The sequence below is a fragment of the Citrobacter europaeus genome (assembly GCA_020099315.1).
Classification (GTDB): Bacteria; Pseudomonadota; Gammaproteobacteria; order Enterobacterales; family Enterobacteriaceae; genus Citrobacter; species Citrobacter europaeus.
Genome location: CP083650.1, coordinates 2,694,807 through 2,712,128 on the forward strand (window position 1 = coordinate 2,694,807; position 17,322 = coordinate 2,712,128).

The 17,322-nt window shown below is 52.1% G+C and carries 16 protein-coding genes and 1 other RNA gene; 6 read left to right on the plus strand and 11 right to left on the minus strand.

Features of this window, described 5'->3' with window-relative positions; all coding sequences use genetic code 11:
* Positions 1 to 377: 377 nt before the first annotated feature.
* Both pykF and lpp read left to right on the plus strand, forming a co-directional pair.
* Positions 378 to 1,790, plus strand: a complete 1,413-nt coding sequence (gene pykF / locus LA337_12750; GenBank protein ID UBI14073.1) for a pyruvate kinase PykF — start codon at positions 378 to 380, stop codon at positions 1,788 to 1,790.
* Between the two features lie 309 nt (positions 1,791 to 2,099).
* Positions 2,100 to 2,336 carry a murein lipoprotein Lpp gene (gene lpp, locus LA337_12755; GenBank protein UBI14074.1) on the plus strand — a complete coding sequence of 79 codons (237 nt, stop codon included), beginning with the start codon at positions 2,100 to 2,102 and terminating at the stop codon, positions 2,334 to 2,336.
* Positions 2,337 to 2,403: 67 nt separating this feature from the next.
* Here lpp and LA337_12760 read toward each other — a convergent pair whose 3' ends face one another.
* The 8 genes from LA337_12760 to LA337_12795 form a co-directional block, all read right to left on the minus strand.
* The gene (locus LA337_12760; GenBank protein ID UBI18459.1) at positions 2,404 to 3,408 is read right to left on the minus strand and encodes a L,D-transpeptidase family protein; all 1,005 of its coding nucleotides are present in this window, start codon (positions 3,406 to 3,408) and stop codon (positions 2,404 to 2,406) included.
* Positions 3,409 to 3,531: 123 nt separating this feature from the next.
* Positions 3,532 to 3,948 (minus strand): cysteine desulfuration protein SufE, encoded by a 417-nt coding sequence (gene sufE, locus LA337_12765; protein ID UBI14075.1) that lies wholly within the window; start codon positions 3,946 to 3,948, stop codon positions 3,532 to 3,534.
* 12 nt (positions 3,949 to 3,960) lie between these two features.
* A complete protein-coding gene (gene sufS, locus LA337_12770) occupies positions 3,961 to 5,181 on the minus strand; it encodes a cysteine desulfurase SufS (protein ID UBI14076.1) in 1,221 nt (406 codons plus the stop codon).
* The gene (sufD, locus tag LA337_12775; GenBank protein UBI14077.1) at positions 5,178 to 6,449 is read right to left on the minus strand and encodes a Fe-S cluster assembly protein SufD; all 1,272 of its coding nucleotides are present in this window, start codon (positions 6,447 to 6,449) and stop codon (positions 5,178 to 5,180) included. The genes sufS and sufD overlap by 4 nt, the downstream gene beginning before the upstream one ends.
* Positions 6,424 to 7,170, minus strand: coding sequence for a Fe-S cluster assembly ATPase SufC (gene sufC / locus LA337_12780; GenBank protein UBI14078.1), 747 nt, complete (start codon positions 7,168 to 7,170; stop codon positions 6,424 to 6,426). Before sufC ends, sufD begins: the two co-directional genes overlap by 26 nt.
* 17 nt (positions 7,171 to 7,187) lie before the next feature.
* Positions 7,188 to 8,675, minus strand: a complete 1,488-nt coding sequence (gene sufB, locus LA337_12785) for a Fe-S cluster assembly protein SufB (GenBank protein ID UBI14079.1) — start codon at positions 8,673 to 8,675, stop codon at positions 7,188 to 7,190.
* Positions 8,676 to 8,683: 8 nt separating this feature from the next.
* Positions 8,684 to 9,052, minus strand: a complete 369-nt coding sequence (gene sufA / locus LA337_12790) for a Fe-S cluster assembly scaffold SufA (GenBank protein UBI14080.1) — start codon at positions 9,050 to 9,052, stop codon at positions 8,684 to 8,686.
* Positions 9,053 to 9,537: 485 nt separating this feature from the next.
* Complete coding sequence (locus tag LA337_12795) at positions 9,538 to 10,413, minus strand: LysR family transcriptional regulator (protein UBI14081.1); 876 nt, start codon at positions 10,411 to 10,413, stop codon at positions 9,538 to 9,540.
* Positions 10,414 to 10,535: 122 nt separating this feature from the next.
* Between LA337_12795 and LA337_12800 the strand changes: the two genes are divergently transcribed.
* Complete coding sequence (locus LA337_12800; protein ID UBI14082.1) at positions 10,536 to 11,387, plus strand: MBL fold metallo-hydrolase; 852 nt, start codon at positions 10,536 to 10,538, stop codon at positions 11,385 to 11,387.
* Between the two features lie 67 nt (positions 11,388 to 11,454).
* On the opposite strand, the gene LA337_12805 is transcribed toward LA337_12800, so the two are convergent.
* From LA337_12805 to LA337_12815, 3 genes are all read right to left on the minus strand, one after another.
* Positions 11,455 to 11,643: a YdiH family protein gene (locus LA337_12805; protein ID UBI14083.1), complete on the minus strand. Its 189-nt coding sequence runs from the start codon at positions 11,641 to 11,643 to the stop codon at positions 11,455 to 11,457.
* A gap of 76 nt (positions 11,644 to 11,719) precedes the next feature.
* Positions 11,720 to 12,130 (minus strand): 1,4-dihydroxy-2-naphthoyl-CoA hydrolase, encoded by a 411-nt coding sequence (gene menI, locus LA337_12810; protein UBI14084.1) that lies wholly within the window; start codon positions 12,128 to 12,130, stop codon positions 11,720 to 11,722.
* Positions 12,127 to 15,183 (minus strand): FAD-binding oxidoreductase, encoded by a 3,057-nt coding sequence (locus LA337_12815; GenBank protein UBI14085.1) that lies wholly within the window; start codon positions 15,181 to 15,183, stop codon positions 12,127 to 12,129. The genes menI and LA337_12815 overlap by 4 nt, the downstream gene beginning before the upstream one ends.
* 213 nt (positions 15,184 to 15,396) lie before the next feature.
* On the opposite strand from LA337_12815, the gene ydiK reads away from it, so the two are divergent.
* The 3 genes from ydiK to LA337_12830 all read left to right on the plus strand — a co-directional run bounded on the left by ydiK (position 15,397) and on the right by LA337_12830 (position 17,311).
* The gene (ydiK, locus tag LA337_12820) at positions 15,397 to 16,506 is read left to right on the plus strand and encodes an AI-2E family transporter YdiK (GenBank protein ID UBI14086.1); all 1,110 of its coding nucleotides are present in this window, start codon (positions 15,397 to 15,399) and stop codon (positions 16,504 to 16,506) included.
* Between the two features lie 184 nt (positions 16,507 to 16,690).
* An RNA gene (gene rprA, locus LA337_12825) (antisense sRNA RprA) lies at positions 16,691 to 16,798 on the plus strand.
* Between the two features lie 156 nt (positions 16,799 to 16,954).
* The gene (locus tag LA337_12830) at positions 16,955 to 17,311 is read left to right on the plus strand and encodes a YdiL family protein (protein UBI14087.1); all 357 of its coding nucleotides are present in this window, start codon (positions 16,955 to 16,957) and stop codon (positions 17,309 to 17,311) included.
* Positions 17,312 to 17,322: the final 11 nt, after the last annotated feature.

A 17,322-nucleotide genomic window follows, 5' to 3' on the forward strand; every position in this document is an offset into this window, starting at 1 on the left:
TGTTGCGCAACAAACCGCTGCTGCGAACAGCTTCTTTATCCATACAGCTGAACAAATTAATGAATAATTTTTGTAAAACTGCACAGATGTGTTTTGAAACGCTGTTTCCATTTTCCTTTTTGATAATTTTCAGCGTATAATGCGCGCCAATTGTCTCTTGAATGGTTTCAGCACATTGACCTGTAAAACTCAACGACTACAAAACTCACCATCCCGTTGGGCTGAAACACAAGCACACATTCCTCTGCACGCTCTTTCGATGTCACCTATCCTTAGAGCGAGGCATCACAACTTTCGTAACTCAGGTTTAGCTTCCCGTCCGTGCGCGGCGGGAGCCAGATTTCCATATCCTTCTCAACTTAAAGACTAAGACTGTCATGAAAAAGACGAAAATTGTTTGCACCATCGGTCCGAAAACCGAATCCGAAGAGATGTTAACCAAAATGCTGGACGCGGGCATGAACGTCATGCGTCTGAACTTCTCCCACGGCGACTATGCAGAACACGGTCAGCGCATCAAAAATTTGCGCAACGTCATGAGCAAAACCGGTAAGAAAGCCGCAATCCTGCTCGACACCAAAGGTCCGGAAATCCGTACCATTAAACTGGAAGGCGGTAACGACGTTTCCCTGAAAGCGGGCCAGACCTTCACGTTCACCACCGACAAATCTGTCGTAGGCAACAACGAAATCGTTGCTGTTACTTATGAAGGCTTCACTAAAGATCTGTCCGTCGGCAATACCGTTCTGGTTGACGATGGTCTGATCGGCATGGAAGTTACCGCCATCGAAGGTAACAAAGTTATCTGTAAAGTGCTGAACAACGGCGACCTGGGCGAAAACAAAGGTGTTAACCTGCCGGGCGTTTCCATCGCACTGCCAGCCCTGGCTGAAAAAGACAAACAGGACCTTATCTTCGGTTGCGAGCAAGGCGTTGACTTCGTTGCTGCCTCCTTTATCCGTAAACGTTCTGACGTCGTAGAAATCCGTGAGCACCTGAAAGCGCACGGCGGCGAAAACATCCAGATCATCTCCAAAATCGAAAACCAGGAAGGCCTGAACAACTTCGACGAAATCCTCGAAGCGTCTGACGGCATCATGGTTGCGCGTGGCGATATGGGCGTTGAGATCCCGGTAGAAGAAGTTATCTTCGCGCAGAAGATGATCATCGAAAAATGTATCCGTGCACGTAAAGTCGTTATCACTGCGACCCAGATGCTGGACTCCATGATCAAAAACCCACGTCCTACCCGCGCTGAAGCCGGTGACGTAGCAAACGCCATCCTCGACGGTACCGACGCAGTAATGCTGTCTGGCGAGTCTGCAAAAGGTAAATACCCGCTGGAAGCCGTCACCATCATGGCGACCATCTGTGAGCGTACTGACCGCGTGATGACCAGTCGTCTGGACTTCAATAACGACAGCCGCAAACTGCGCATCACCGAAGCCGTTTGCCGTGGCGCGGTTGAAACTGCAGAAAAACTGGACGCGCCGTTAATCGTCGTCGCTACCCAGGGCGGTAAATCTGCTCGCGCAGTACGTAAATACTTCCCGGATGCCACCATCCTGGCGCTGACCACCAACGAAACGACCGCGCGTCAGCTGGTGCTGAGCAAAGGCGTTGTTGCACAAGTGGTTAAAGAAATCAGCTCTACCGATGATTTCTATCGCCTGGGTAAAGAAGTCGCTCTGGAAAGCGGTCTGGCTCAGAAAGGTGACGTTGTGGTTATGGTTTCCGGCGCACTGGTTCCGAGCGGCACGACTAACACCGCATCCGTTCACGTACTGTAATAATTCCAACACGAATTAATTTGCTTAAAAAAGCGCCCTGGTGGCGCTTTTTTTATTTTATCGATAGCCACAATTAATAAAAAATCAAATCGGATTTCACTATCTAATCCGTGATTATCTAAGATGAATCCGATGGAAGCTTTCTGTTTTCACTCGGGTTTTTAGCTGTTTTTGCACAATTCGATGCTTCTTTGAGCGAACGATCAAAAATAAGTGCATTCCCATCAAAAAAATATTCTCAACATAAAAAACTTTGTGTAATACTTGTAACGCTACATGGAGATTAACTCAATCTAGAGGGTATTAATAATGAATCGTACTAAACTGGTACTGGGCGCGGTAATCCTGGGTTCTACTCTGCTGGCAGGTTGCTCCAGCAACGCTAAAATCGATCAGCTGTCTTCTGACGTTCAGACTCTGAACGCTAAAGTTGACCAGCTGAGCAACGACGTGAACGCAATGCGTTCCGACGTTCAGGCTGCTAAAGATGACGCAGCTCGCGCTAACCAGCGTCTGGACAACGCAGCTACTAAATACCGCAAGTAATAGTATCTGTGTAATAGAAATGGCGCACATTGTGCGCCATTTTTTTTGCCCCGAATTTCCTTCCCTGTTATTGCGTAATACGCACCTCTGCGCCCTCTCCCGGCGCGCCATTCTGTGCAGACTTCACTTCCGCTCCATTGTTAACGACCGAGGCTTGCCCGGCAGTCACGGTGACCGGATAGCCCGCGCGACGGTACAACGCTCTTTCCACCAGGCTGTTATCCACGGCGTTACTGTCTTTAAACTGGGTAAAACCGGCTGGCAGCACATACGGCATGGTCTGGACGTTTTGCTCCTCTTCCGGCGACAGCGGTCGGTGCACCTCGACATACCGCATGCCGTTCGGCTCAATCGAATATTTTATCGGCTCATTAATCACCCTGACCGGCGTACCTGTACGGACCTGGGCAAACAGTGCTTTGATATCCGGCGCGTTCATACGAATACAACCAGAACTCACGCGCAGGCCCACGCTGTCCGGCGCGCTGGTGCCATGGATCAGGTATTCACCGTTTCCATGCGCCAGACGCAGTGCAAAGCGTCCTAACGGGTTATTTGGCCCGGCGGGTACTACCGGCGGTAAGGTGATGCCGCGCTCCAGAGAGCGTTTACGGATGCCTGCTGTAGGGGTCCAGGTCGGATTGGGGATTTTCTGCCCAACCCGGGTTTCCATTACCGGCGTTTCCAGCCCCTGCAAACCGATACCAATCGGGAATACCTGAACAATATTCTCTCCCGGCGGGAAGTAATACAGACGTAATTCCGCCAGATTCACAATAATGCCTTCGCGTGGCGCATCCGGCAGCAGTAATTGCGAGGGAATAGTAATCAGCGTTCCAGGTTTAGGTACGGGGGCAATGGTATTGTTGGCTTCAAGGATCAGCATTGCGGCGGTATCAAACTTACGGGCTATCGCCTGGAGGTTTTTATCGCCTTCCTGCACGGTGTAGGTTTGGTTTTGCCCAACAAGACGGCTGTTCGCCTGGGGCAAAGGATAATCGACCGCCCATGCGGCCTGAATAGCGCTGTAAGCGCCGATTAGCATTAACGTAATAACAGACGCGCGTTTCATACTCACTCACCCCCCTGGCGTTCTTGCCGGACGGCGACAAGCGCCCGATCCGGCCTACGAGTCACTGCGTTGCCCTACACGAACGCTTTCAAGACGGTCTGAAAGTTGACGTGTTTTATCAGTTTAGCTAAGAGTTTCAGCTTTGGCGCGAATCGCCCGAATCATCGCCTCCAGCCCCTGTGACCGGGACGGTGTGAGATGCTGTGCGAGCGCCATTTTTTCAAACCACGGACGCACATCAAAGTTCACAATATCCTGAGCCGTCATGCGGTCATACAGAATGAATACCACAGCGATAAGCCCTTTCACAATTGCCGCATCGCTGTCGCCCTGTAATTCAATAATACCTTCGCCATTCTGACGCATAACAATCCATACCTGACTTTGACATCCCTGGATGCTATTTTCCGCATTACGATCGTCGTCGTTTAATGCCGGCAGACGCTGACCCAGTTCAATAATGTACAGGTATTTCTCTTCCCAATTCGCGCAACGCAGAAAATTACGCAACAACTTTTCTTTGTCCGGTAGCGCAGCCATAACGCCTCCCTGTTATCCCAGTAAGTGATGAATACGCTTGAGACCCGTTACCAGGCGATCCACTTCTTCGTGGGTGTTGTACATGGCGATCGACGCACGACACATAGCGGGAACGTTGTAGTAGGCCATTAGCGGCATAGCACAGTGATGTCCCGTCCGCACGGCGATCCCATAGTTATCGAGAAAACTCCCGACGTCATAGGCGTGATGTTTGCCGAGGTTAAATGCAATCACCCCCAGGCGGTTATCCGGACCGTAAAGCGTCAAATCCGGCACTTCCGCCAGTTGTTCCAGCGCATAGCGCATCATGAACTGTTCATATTCGCTGATTTCAATAAGCCCCAGCGCTGAAACGTACTCAATCGCCGCGCCAAGCCCGATAATGCCCCCGGTGTTTGGCGTTCCGGCTTCAAACCGCCAGGGGGCTTTGGCCCACGTCGTCCCCTGGCTCAGGCTTACTGTCGCAATCATCGAACCACCGCCTTCCCAGGGTGGCATTTCCTGCAGCAGCGACTCTCTGGCATACAGAACGCCAATACCGGTTGGCCCGTAAAGCTTGTGCCCGGAGAAAACATAGAAGTCGCAATCCAGCGCCTGCACATCCACCTGATGATGCATAACCGCCTGTGCGCCATCCACCAGCACTTTTGCGCCGTATTGATGCGCCAGCTCAATCATCTCACCCAACGGGTTTTCCGTGCCCAGCACGTTAGATACGTGGGTAATCGCCAGCAGTTGCGTGCGATCGTCAAACAGCGTCGGTAGCGTTTCCAGCTGCAACGTACCGTCTGTATTGAGTGGAATGACGCGCAGTTCTGCGCCTACGCGGGTACACAGCATCTGCCAGGGTACAATATTGGCGTGATGCTCCATTTCGCTGATGATAATGTTATCGCCCGCCCGCACATTGCTGCTGCCCCAACTGTTCGCCACCAGGTTGATACCTTCCGTGGTACCACGCACGAACACCAGCTCTTCAGCTGAACGGGCGTTAATAAACAGCGAGGCGAGCTTGCGTACATTCTCCATTTTTTCTGTGGCCTGCGCGCTCAGCGTATGGATCCCGCGGTGGACCGCTGCATAGCCATGACGGTAAAATTCGGCTTCGGCATCAATCACCTGATTAGGCTTTTGCGCGCTGGCGGCGCTGTCCAGATAGGCTAGCGGTAAACCGTTCACTTCACGCGCCAGGACCGGAAAATCGGCCCGCACTTTTTCAATGGGAAATGTCATGCTACGCCTCCCGGCAAGCGTTGGGCGATCCGCGCCAGTACCAATTGTTTCAGCGTTTCCTCGCCCAGGGCTTCCGTTAGCTCAGCGGCAAACGCATAGAGAATCATTTGTTGAGCATCCTGCTGGCCGATCCCGCGTGAACGCAGATAGAACATCTGCTCATCGTCAATCCGCCCTACCGTCGCTCCGTGACTGCATTTCACGTCGTCGGCATAGATTTCCAGCTGTGGCTTGGTGTCCACTTCTGCCAGTCTACCGAGCAGCAAATTATTGTTGGTCATCTGACCATCGGTTTTAATAGCGTGCTGGGCGACGTTGATCAGGCCATTAAATACCGCCCGGCCCTTATCGCTGACAATCGTTTTATGCAGCTGGCGGCTGTTGCAATATCCTTTGTTATGCGCAAGCCAGGTCCGTGTATCGCAGACTTCATTTTTCACTGGCATCGCCAGGCTGTTAAGCCGAAGCGTGGTGTTTTCACCATTAAGCTGGGTGCTGGTGTTATGGCGCAACACCGCAGCACCGAGTAAAAAGCTGTGGCTGGCGGCGGTGGCATCTGCGCCCAATTGAATATCGTTATGGGCGAAATGGTGGCTGAGCGAATTCTCAAATGCCAGTTTGATATGGCGCAAATGCGCATTCGCCGCGACGTTCATCGTTAAGCGCGCACCGGTAAAATGACGAAGCTCGCTGAGACTGACATAATGCTCAATAACGGTGGCTTCTGCGCCTTCCGCCAGCTCCAGATGGTGGCGATAGTGCGCCGTATTTACCTCATCGCCCGTCAGTCCCTGAGTAATGTGCAGCAGCAGCAACGGTTTCGCGGGGCGCTGGTTACGCTTCACCTGAATGTGCGTCACGCTGCGGGACAGGCTTTCCGTCAGGTGCAGAAAGACTTCCGGTTGTACAGCCGCAGGCAGCGTCTGGCGCACATCGTCAACGACAATCTCAAAACCGCTACCCTCCGCGCTGTCGCTGAGCGTCGGAGAGAATTGCCCGTCGACAAACACCAGTCGGACAGCATCAATAGCCGGCGCTAACGCTTCACACTGGGCTGACGTTATTTCAGCGACATGGCTGACAAACTGGCTGTTGGTTAATCCCTCCAGCGGCGTGTATTTCCAGTCCTCATGCTTACGCGTTGGCAGTCCCAGACGTAGCATCTGTTGCAGATGCTGCTGGGCATGATGCGAGCGCGTCTCCCCTTGCGTCTCAAACAGATGATGCCACTGTTGCAGCACGTTACTGCTGTTCGCTAAGCCAGCCATAACCTTGCTCCTCCAGTTGTTTGACCAGCGAGAAATCGCCAGACTTCACAATTCGCCCCTGGTAGAGAACGTGAACATAATCGGGTTTGATATAGTCCAGGATGCGCTGATAGTGGGTGACGATAATGAATGAACGTTGCCCATCGCGCAGCGAGTTCACGCCATCGGCGACGATTTTCAGCGCGTCGATATCCAGCCCGGAGTCCGACTCGTCAAGAATGCACAGTTGAGGCTCCAGTACCGCCATTTGCAAAATGTCATTACGCTTTTTCTCGCCGCCGGAGAAACCGACGTTTACCGAACGCGTCAGCAGATCTTCCGGCATCTTCAACAACGCGATTTTCTCTTCCATCAGATCCTGGAAGTCAAACCTGTCCAGCGACTCCTCGCCACGGTAGCTGCGCACCGCATTCAGCGCCGTTTGCAGGAAAAACTGATTACTGACCCCGGGGATTTCCACCGGATACTGAAATGCCATAAAGATCCCTTCACCGGCCCGGTCTTCCGGTGACAGTTCCAGTAAATCTTTACCGTTGAATTCTACCGTCCCGCCGGTGACTTCGTAGTCATCACGTCCGGCCAGCGTGGCGGAAAGCGTACTTTTCCCGGAACCGTTCGGTCCCATAATGGCGTGGACTTCTCCGGGGCGAATCTCAAGGCTGAGACCACGCAGGATCGTCTTATCTTCCACACTGACCTGTAAATCTTTGATGCTTAGCATGTGCTTTCCTTAAATTTTTAACCGACGCTGTGTTCAAGGCTTATGGCGAGCAGTTTTTGCGCTTCCACGGCAAATTCCAGCGGCAGTTCAGAGAACACGTCTTTACAGAAACCATTCACGATCATCGAAATGGCATCCTCTTCGCTGATGCCGCGCTGCAGGCAGTAAAACAGCTGGTCTTCACCAATACGCGACGTTGTGGCTTCGTGCTCAAGCTGGGCGCTATTGTTACGACACTCGACATACGGGAAGGTGTGCGCCCCACAATCCGCGCCGATCAGCATCGAATCGCATTGGGTATAGTTGCGGGCATTGGTGGCGGTCGGCATGATCTTCACCAAACCGCGATAGCTGTTCTGGCTGTGTCCGGCGGAGATCCCTTTCGAGATAATGGTCGATTTGGTGTTCTTGCCGATGTGGATCATCTTGGTGCCGGTATCGGCCTGCTGGTGACCACTGGTTAGCGCAACGGAATAGAATTCGCCGATAGAGTTGTCGCCACGCAGAATGCAGCTTGGGTATTTCCACGTAATGGCTGAGCCGGTTTCCGACTGCGTCCACGACATTTTGCTGTTTTCACCTTCGCACAGAGCGCGCTTGGTAACGAAGTTTAAAATGCCGCCGGTGTTACCATCGCCAGGGAACCAGTTTTGTACGGTCGAGTATTTCACTTCGGCATCTTTGTGGATGATGACCTCCACCACCGCGGCATGCAGCTGGTAGCTGTCACGCACCGGGGCTGAACAGCCTTCGATATAGCTGACGTAGCTGCCCTCATCCGCAACCAGAATGGTGCGTTCAAACTGCCCGGTTTTTTCCGCATTGATACGGAAATAGGTCGACAGTTCCATTGGGCAACGCACACCTTTCGGTACATAGATAAACGTACCGTCGGATGCCACCGCCGCATTCAGCGCGGCAAAGAAATTGTCATTACCTGGTACGACCGTGCCCAGATACTGTTTTACCAGCTCAGGGTGATCGTGAATCGCCTCACCGAACGAACAGAAAATAATGCCCTGTTCCGCCAGTTTGTCACGATAGGTGGTCGCTACCGACACCGAGTCAAAAATGGCATCAACCGCCACCTCTTTGCCTTCGCGGACCGGCACGCCAAGCTGTTCAAATGCGTCCTCAACCTCTTTGCTTAAAAACGCATTCGCCCCCGTTTGCTGTACCGCTCCCGGCTCAGATGCGCAGGTTTCATCGCAATTGCCGCAGGACGGCGCGGAGTAATAGCTATACTCCTGGTAATTCAGTTTGTCGTAATGCGCTTTCAGCCAGTGCGGCTCTTCCATGGAGAGCCATGCGTTAAAGGCATTCAGGCGAAATTCCAGCATCCAGTCGGGTTCATTTCGTTTTGCCGAAATCGCACGCACGACATCTTCGTTGATCCCTTTCGCCAGCTCATCAGTTTGCAGTTGGGTGAAGAAGCCCTCTTTATAATTAAGGTGCCCGCCAGCCCAGGTGTTGACATCGTCAGTTGCTTCAGTATTACGAGACATAGTACCGCCTATACCCCAAAACTTTCGCCACAGCCGCATTCGTTCTGGGCTTTCGGGTTATGAAATTTAAATAACTGATTTAATCCTTCGCGAACGAAATCGACCTCTGTACCGTCGATAAACGGCATCGCCTGTAACGGCACATAAAGTCTGGCGCCATCCGTTTCAAACAACAGATCGTCTTTTTGGACCTCGCGGACGGTGTCCAGCACGTAGCCGAATCCCGCACATCCCGTTTGCTTCACGCCTAAACGCACGCCCAACATGTCGGGTTGCTTTGCTACCAGCTCGCGGATATGCGCCGCAGCCGCTGGCGTTAACGTCAGTCCACGCCAGGCAAAATCGTCCGGGTTAAATGTTCCTGAATGCAATTCCATAGAGTTACCTCGAGTCACTAGCTTTGAAGCTATAACACCATGTTAGTGATAATGATTATCACTTCAACCCCTCAACAGCAGGGGCATTCGGGTTAATCGCCCTTTTTGACTACTTTTACTAAGCATAGACCCTGCAGCGTGGGTTTACAGGGATGGAATTTTTTGTTCAATACATTGATTAACAATGGATTATAAAAATCCAATCGTTCAGGCAGGTCAAATATTAAAAGATGTATAGATAATGTCTATTTAAGAGATAGGTGGGGATGACCGGAGGAAAATACAATTCTAATAATGAACAAACAAAAAACCCTTAAGTCTGCTTGCTGGCAGGCTTAAGGGTTCCGGCCCCATCCGGCGCTTATCTCCGGCACTCACGATGGCTTAGCTCTTGAAGGGGCGATAAGAAGAATCTCATACACTGAACAGTTTTTTTTAACACTAATGGCGGTTTGACTATTTTATAAGCACGTTTAGCCACCCGGTTAGCACTCTGGTTCACTAAGCGCATCCAGCAACAGGCGCAACCCTGCTGGCTGATGCTCTCGAGAAAGGTATAAACCATATATCGGCAGGCATTTAGGTTGAAGCTCGGGCAATAGTCTAATCAGTTTTCTCTGTGCCAGCCCTTCCCGCGCCTCCAGTTCAGGCACCAACGCAACGCCTATTCCCGCCAACGCCGACTCACAAAGTAGCGAAGAGATCCCGGCGCTCAAATTACCTCTGATTGCAGCAGAGACAGCCTGGCCCTGGGCATCCAGAAAGTGCCAGGATTTTCCAGCAAAACCGCTGTAGTAGAGACAATTATGCTGCGTAAGATCATCGATATTCTCTGGAGTGCCATGCTGATGCAGATAATCAACAGACGCACAGAGCACCGATTTACAGTCGCCAAGGCGACGGGCGATAGTCCCTGGCTCGGGGTTTTCCGTTATACGGATCGCCACATCGATACGTTCTCCCACGAGGCTTACCGGTTGGTTATTGATCTCCACCTCGATACGCAGTTGCGGATACCTCGCCAGAAAAGCGGGCAGAACCGGCGCTAAGATATGCAAGGCAGTAAAATGTGCACAGGCCACACGTAACGTGCCGGACGGCGTTTGTGCGGCGCTGGCGGCGCCAATATCCAGCGAAAGTTGCGCCAGAGAACGTGTTTTCAGTAATGCCTCTTCACCCGCTGGCGTGATCGTCAAACGGCGCGACGAACGATGGATAAGCCTTGTCCCCGCCCATTTCTCCATCTCGTCGAGATATCGACTGACCATCGGGCGTGACAGCCCCAATGCGCGCGCGGCGGCACTCAGACTGCCCAAATCACAGATATGGTTGAATACCGTTGCCGCCATCACTCTGTCCATTGCACCCCATCCGATCGTTTTATGAAACTCAGCATGTCCTAATGAGGGAATTCTAACAGATACGAATATGCTTAAAATACGGGAACTATCAAAAGACAATTCCCTGCATAAGGTTACCTGGTATGAAAGTTAAATCTCTGGCCCTGTTATTACCTCTGTTTGCGTCTTCAGCTTTTGCCGCACCGCTACAGCTCGACGTCTATAATCCGCAGGATAAGGCTATTTTCCCAGTCTCTTCGACGCTGGTGTCTGGCCCCAAAGAGGCGATTTTGTTTGACGCCCAGTTCAGCACCAAAGATGGCGAACAACTGGTGCAGATGATTCGCGCCAGCGGTAAAACGCTGAAGGCTATCGTGATCACTTCCGGCGATCCGGATTTCTATTTCGGTCTGCAGCCCATCGTCAACGCGTTCCCGCAGGTTAAAGTTCTGGCAACACCGCACGTAGTAGACCATATCCGCGCCACCAAAGAGGCTAAGCTGCAGTTCTGGGGTCCGCAAATGAAGGACGGCGCGCCAACATCGCTCACCGTTCCACAGGCGACCACGCAAACGCATTTCACGATTGATGGCGAAACGCTGGAACTGCGTCATCCTGACGATTATGCAGCCTATGTCTGGATCCCGGCGAACCGTGCCATTATTGGCGGGACCGGCGTGGCTTCCGGGATTCACGTCTGGACGGCGGATACACAGTCTGCAGAACAACGTAGCGCATGGCGTAGCGTACTGAGCGAAATGCAGAATTTACAGCCTACTCAGGTAGTTCCGGGCCATTACATTGGCGAACGCCCTGCGGGCGATAAGGCCATTCGCTTCACACATGACTATTTACAGTCGTTTGAGCAGGCGTTGGGGGCGAAGAAAGGTTCAGACTATGTGATTAAAACCATGACCGCAGCATGGCCGGGTCTTGCGGACGCAAGTTCTCTGGAGCTAAGTGCGAAGGTTAATAGCGGTGAGATGAAGTGGTAATTAAGATCTAAGGCAAAAAATAACCCCGAACGCGTGTCGGGGTTTTATTACGATAAGCATACCGGAATCAATGAACGCCCATGCGCCAGGCAAAATAGATCTCTTCTTTCAATTCAGTTGAAGAGAGCGCCAACAGATCAGCAAACTCCAGCTCAAGTTGTTTCAGTCTTTTCAGGTACTGAGCCGGTGAAAGATCGGTTTTATCACGACGTAAAAATTCTATTGCCAGTTGGGCCGGGTCTAATTGGGTAGACATATCATCCTCGCTTGTGTTCAAAACCTGCACAGTATAACACATTCCCTGTGCAGATAATGACCAAAAGCAATATGCATCACAAAATTGCGGTTGTCAGACGCGACGTGCAGCACAATCGTCCCTGCTCATCGAAGATTTCGATTTGCCACACCTGATGACGAGAGCCGGTATGTACCGCGCGACATACCCCTCTGACGCGCCCTTCCCGCGCGGAGCGAATATGGTTGGCGTTAACCTCCAGGCCCACGACTTTCTGTTCCCCCTGGGTACACAGGTAGCCAGCCACCGAACCAATACTTTCCGCCAGCACTACGGACGCGCCGCCGTGCAGCAAACCAAAAGGTTGTTTGGTACGGTGATCCACCGGCATCGTGGCCTCCAGCGTATCATCGCCAATGTGCACAAAACGAATATCGAGCAGCCCCACCATGTTTCCTTCACCCATAGCATTGAGCGCCTCGAGTGTAACTTCACGTTTCCAGATCATCCTATAATCTCCAGCAGTGCCTGTAATGGATGGCGAACGCCCGTGCCTTCAACGCGTTTGACCTGGCTGCGACAGGAGTATCCAGTAGCCAGGCAACGGTTACGCGGCAATCGTTGCATTGCCTGGTGCCATGATAGCTCATAGATCCCCAGTGAATTCTGATGATTCTTCACTTCGTGACCATAAGTGCCCGCCATTCCACAGCAACCCACGCTGACATTCTCCAGTCTGGCGCCAAAGCGTGCAAAGATAGCCGCCCACTGCGCAGGCGCGCCCGGCAGTGCCGTCACCTCAGTACAGTGTCCAAAGAAGTACCACGGTTCGCCGCCGATTGTGACTGCTGGCTGTGACTCGAGGACTGTCGATAACCATTCGTTAGCCAGCAGCACATGGAAATCACCCCGCTTTTCCCCGAGCGCCAGCTTGTATTCATCGCGATAACAGAGCACCAGCGCCGGATCGACCCCCACCATCGGAATGTTCAGCTTCGCCACCCGGTTGAGAAACTCGGATGTCTTTTTCGCTGTTTTGGCAAAACGGTTTAAAAAACCCTTAATATGCTGAGCTTTGCCGTTTGGCGAGAAAGGCAGCAATACCGGCTGCAGACCCAACTTTTCAACCAGGCGTATAAAATCAGCCACCACCTGCGCATCGTAATAGCTGGTAAATGGATCCTGCACCACCAGCACCGTACGGGCTTTTTGCTCAATGCTGAGCAACTCGAGCTGTTCCAGCGTCATATTGGCGGAACGATGACCAACCATCTGACGTTGAAGCGATGGCGCAGACAGCAGCGGTAAATCGACCATACCGATGTGCTTTTTAGCCAGATTCCGCACCAGCGGCTGGTTGATGAAAAAGTTAAACGTTTTGGGCGCCCGCGCCATTAACGGCGCATAACTCTCAACGGTCGCCACCATATGATCGCGCAACGGTCGCAGATAACGCGTGTGGTACATTTGCAGGAAGCGCGAGCGGAATTCCGGGACATCGATTTTAATCGGACACTGTGTGGAACAGGCTTTACACGCCAGACAGCCGGTCATTGCCTCTTTTACTTCGTGCGAGAAATCGTATTCCCCCTTGCGCGCATGCCAGCTGTTGCGGGTACGGGCAATCAGCGTACGTAAACTGGCGCGTTTTTCCGGTAGCTCTTTCTCCAGCTGTACCGGGTCAATCCCGCGATCGGCCAGCAGACGCAGCCATTCACGCACCAGCGTGGCCCGCCCCTTTGGTGAATGAATACGGTTGAGGCTGATTTTCATCGACGGACACATGGGGCTTTTCGCATCGAAGTTAAAGCACAACCCGTTACCGTTACACTCCATCGCCCCGCGCCACTCCTGGCGTACGGCCAGCGGGATCTGACGGTCATACGTTCCGCGCTTCACCGCGTCCACTTTCATCATCGGCGCATCTACGCCTTCAGGTGGACAGATTTTCCCCGGATTCAGTCGGTTTTGCGGATCAAAGACCGATTTTACTTTACGCAGTTCGCTATACAGCTCCTCACCGAAGAACGCCGGGCTGTATTCTGCACGAAAACCTTTTCCATGCTCGCCCCAAAGCAGTCCGCCATATTTTGCCGTCAACGCGACGACATCGTCAGAAATGCGTTTCATCAGCACTTCCTGCTGCGGGTCGCACATATCCAGCGCGGGTCTGACGTGCAGCACGCCTGCGTCTACGTGACCAAACATGCCGTAACTGAGACTGTGGCTGTCGAGCAGCGCGCGGAACTCGGCAATATAGTCAGCCAGATGTTCAGGCGGGACGCACGTATCCTCGGCAAACGGAATCGGCTTCGCGGCACCTTTAGCATTCCCCAGCAAACCAACGGCTTTTTTACGCATAGCGTAAATTCGTTCTACACCCGCCAGTTCGGTACATAGCTGCCAGCCAATGACGCCCGCTTCCTGACGAGCGATTAAGCCATCCAGACGTTCACACAGTGCGCTGACCTGCGAATCAATCAATGCTTCGTCGTCACCGGCAAACTCCACAATGTTCAGACCCAGCATCTCTTTATCAGGAACATCGGTAATCAATTCACTTACCGAGTGCCAGACGATATCTTCCCGCGCCAGATTAAGCACTTTAGAGTCGACGGTTTCTACCGACAGCGCGCGAGCTTCCACCATCACCGGGGCATTACGCAACGCCGAGTCGAAAGAGTCGTACTTAACGTTAACCAGTTGTCTGACTTTGGGCAGCGGCGTGATGTCCAGACGGGCTTCGGTGATAAACGCCAGCGTACCTTCAGAGCCGGTAAGAATGCGGGTTAAATCAAATTCGGTCATCTCATCGTTAAAGACGTGCCGTAGATCGTAACCGGTCAGGAAGCGATTAAGTTTGGGGAATTTATCAATGATCAACTGTCGGTTATCGCGGCAACGCTCATAAACCGTCTTGTAGATGCGGCCAATAGTGGTATTGCTGTTACCCAGCGTTTGGGCAAGTTCGACCGGCATTGGCTGAGTATCAAGAATATCGCCGCCCATCAGCACCGCGCGGATACCCAGCACGTGATCGGAGGTTTTACCGTAAACCAACGAACCTTGTCCGGATGCGTCGGTATTGATCATCCCCCCCAACGTTGCCCGGTTACTGGTGGATAATTCGGGAGCAAAGAAATAGCCGTAAGGTTTCAGAAACTGGTTGAGCTGGTCTTTAATCACCCCGGCTTCGACCCGCACCCAGCCTTCCTGCACATTGATTTCTATAATGCGGCTCATATAGCGGGACATATCAACAATAATGCCCTGATTCAGCGCCTGACCGTTGGTCCCGGTGCCGCCGCCGCGCGGGGTAAAAATCAGCGAAGAGAAAAGAGGTTCCGCCGCCAGACGGGCGATCAGCGCCACATCTGCGGTTGAACGCGGGAAAACAACAGCATCAGGAAGCAGCTGATAAATACTGTTATCCGTCGACATTGTCAGGCGATCGGCATAGCTCGTTGCCGTATCGCCCGTAAATCCTTGCTGCTCCAGCGCCTGCAAAAAATTGAGCACCAGTTGAACGACACCTGGCGCCTGAGAAATTTGTGGAATCATTATAGTGACCCTTTCCTGCGGTCTGTGTTGTGAATTTAATCGTTTGCGTGTTGCTTTGTTTGTTGTATCACATTTTTTTCTAATACGCTCAGCAGATTTACAGGCAGAATCCGCCTGTTCAAAACCGCTGAAATTGCTCATCATTACAGGGTGTCATTTAAGTGTTCACGTCGCGTCAACGTTCTGGCGCAAAGACAAAGGTGAAAAGTATTTATGGTAAATTTCCGTCAGCCCAGGGATATTGCACAAGTGCTGCTATCGGTGCTGTTTTTAGCCATCATGATTGTGGCCTGTCTCTGGATTGTTCAACCCTTTATCCTCGGTTTTGCATGGGCAGGTACGGTGGTCATTGCAACCTGGCCGATCCTGCTACGCTTACAAAAATTACTTTGGGGACGCCGCTCACTGGCCGTGCTGGTAATGACCCTGCTGCTGGTGCTGTTGTTTATCATTCCTATCGCGCTGCTGGTGAATAGCATTGTTGATGGCAGCGGGCCGTTGATCCATGCCGTAACCGCTGGCGATATGACGTTGCCGGATCTGGCGTGGTTGAACAGTATTCCGTTGGTCGGTGCCAAAATGTATGCCGCATGGCACAGCCTGCTGGATATGGGCGGCTCGGCCATCATGGCCAAGGTTCGTCCTTATATTGGCACGACGACAACCTGGTTTGTCGGACAGGCTGCGCATATTGGTCGCTTTATGATGCACTGTGGTCTGATGCTGCTGTTCAGCGCCCTGCTTTACTGGCGCGGTGAACAGGTGGCGTTAGGTATTCGCCATTTTGCTTGTCGCCTGGCATCCAAACGCGGCGATGCTGCCATTCTGCTGGCAGCGCAGGCCATTCGCGCCGTCGCATTAGGTGTTGTGGTCACCGCCCTGGTGCAGGCTGTTCTTGGCGGCATTGGTCTGGCGGTAACCGGCGTGCCGTATGCCACGCTGCTGGCGGTATTGATGATCCTGTCATGCCTGATCCAACTGGGGCCGTTACCGGTGCTGGTGCCGGCCATTATCTGGCTGTACTGGACGGGGGATTCAACCTGGGGCACCGTGCTGCTGGTGTGGAGCGGCGTGGTCGGTACACTGGATAACGTTATTCGCCCGATGCTGATTCGCATGGGCGCCGATTTGCCGCTGATCCTGATCCTCTCTGGGGTCATCGGCGGACTGATTGCTTTCGGTATGATTGGTCTGTTCATCGGCCCGGTAGTACTGGCCGTCTCCTGGCGTCTGTTCTCAGCCTGGGTAAACGAAGCCCCTGCACCAGGCAGCAATCCGGATGAAATCCTCGAAGAAATTGCTGAAATGGAACGCAATAAGTAATCCCACTTCAGGCGGCACGGCCGCCTGATTGTTTAACAATGCTAATCAGTTCCTTTCCCTTACTGCATTGGACTGAACCTCGCCCCTCTTTAAATACTCATTTGTGTCGCAAATTCTTTACAGTTTTTAAACTATTGAGATGAATCTGATCGACGTAAAAAACCAGTATGCCTACTATTAGCCCATGGCTTTAGATCAACACATTGATTTATAAGCATGGAAATCCCCTGAGTGAAACAACGAATTGCTGTGTGTAGTCTTTGCCCATCTCCCACGATGGGCTTTTTTTTGTCCTTAGCACGCCTCGCCACCCACCTAACCGCTCCACACGTCCACTTCCCCGTTGATGAACAAATAATATTGCACAAGATACTGTGACTCTCTTCAAGCCGAAATATCCACAGCAATGTTATTACTATTCCACCGTCGTTGATGAGGTTATCAAATAATGAACGCATTAGAACTCCAGGCTTTCCGCCATATTTTTGCTATGACGGTAGAAGAAAGCGCTATGTATATCTCGCGGGATCATAATGTTGCCGCCTGGCATCAATGGGAAAGTGGCGAAAGGGAAATCCCGGAAGATATCACGCGAATTTGTGCAGAAATGAAGGCCATGAGAAAGTTAAGAATTAACGCAATTATCGACAAAATAAATAATCGTATCGGTAATAACACCATGCGTTTTTTCCCCGATTTCATCTCTTTTCAGACGGTTTATCAGCACGATAATTTTCTTGACTGGAAAATCTACCAATCGGCTGCTGCAGAGCTGTATGCCCACGACCTTGAGCGTTTGTGTTAAGAGACAGCAAC

Excerpts from the sequence above, each read along its gene's own strand:
- sufC (UBI14078.1), bottom strand. The coding sequence starts at position 7,170 with ATGCTAAGCATCAAAGATTTACAGGTCAGTGTGGAAGATAAGACGATC.
- ydiK (UBI14086.1), top strand. The coding sequence starts at position 15,397 with ATGGTAAATTTCCGTCAGCCCAGGGATATTGCACAAGTGCTGCTATCG.
- sufB (UBI14079.1), bottom strand. The coding sequence starts at position 8,675 with ATGTCTCGTAATACTGAAGCAACTGACGATGTCAACACCTGGGCTGGC.
- LA337_12805 (UBI14083.1), bottom strand. The coding sequence starts at position 11,643 with ATGTCTACCCAATTAGACCCGGCCCAACTGGCAATAGAATTTTTACGT.
- LA337_12800 (UBI14082.1), top strand. The coding sequence starts at position 10,536 with ATGAAAGTTAAATCTCTGGCCCTGTTATTACCTCTGTTTGCGTCTTCA.
- sufA (UBI14080.1), bottom strand. The coding sequence starts at position 9,052 with ATGGAATTGCATTCAGGAACATTTAACCCGGACGATTTTGCCTGGCGT.
- pykF (UBI14073.1), top strand. The coding sequence starts at position 378 with ATGAAAAAGACGAAAATTGTTTGCACCATCGGTCCGAAAACCGAATCC.
- LA337_12760 (UBI18459.1), bottom strand. The coding sequence starts at position 3,408 with ATGAAACGCGCGTCTGTTATTACGTTAATGCTAATCGGCGCTTACAGC.
- menI (UBI14084.1), bottom strand. The coding sequence starts at position 12,130 with ATGATCTGGAAACGTGAAGTTACACTCGAGGCGCTCAATGCTATGGGT.
- sufD (UBI14077.1), bottom strand. The coding sequence starts at position 6,449 with ATGGCTGGCTTAGCGAACAGCAGTAACGTGCTGCAACAGTGGCATCAT.
- LA337_12815 (UBI14085.1), bottom strand. The coding sequence starts at position 15,183 with ATGATTCCACAAATTTCTCAGGCGCCAGGTGTCGTTCAACTGGTGCTC.
- LA337_12830 (UBI14087.1), top strand. The coding sequence starts at position 16,955 with ATGAACGCATTAGAACTCCAGGCTTTCCGCCATATTTTTGCTATGACG.
- sufS (UBI14076.1), bottom strand. The coding sequence starts at position 5,181 with ATGACATTTCCCATTGAAAAAGTGCGGGCCGATTTTCCGGTCCTGGCG.
- LA337_12795 (UBI14081.1), bottom strand. The coding sequence starts at position 10,413 with ATGGACAGAGTGATGGCGGCAACGGTATTCAACCATATCTGTGATTTG.
- lpp (UBI14074.1), top strand. The coding sequence starts at position 2,100 with ATGAATCGTACTAAACTGGTACTGGGCGCGGTAATCCTGGGTTCTACT.
- sufE (UBI14075.1), bottom strand. The coding sequence starts at position 3,948 with ATGGCTGCGCTACCGGACAAAGAAAAGTTGTTGCGTAATTTTCTGCGT.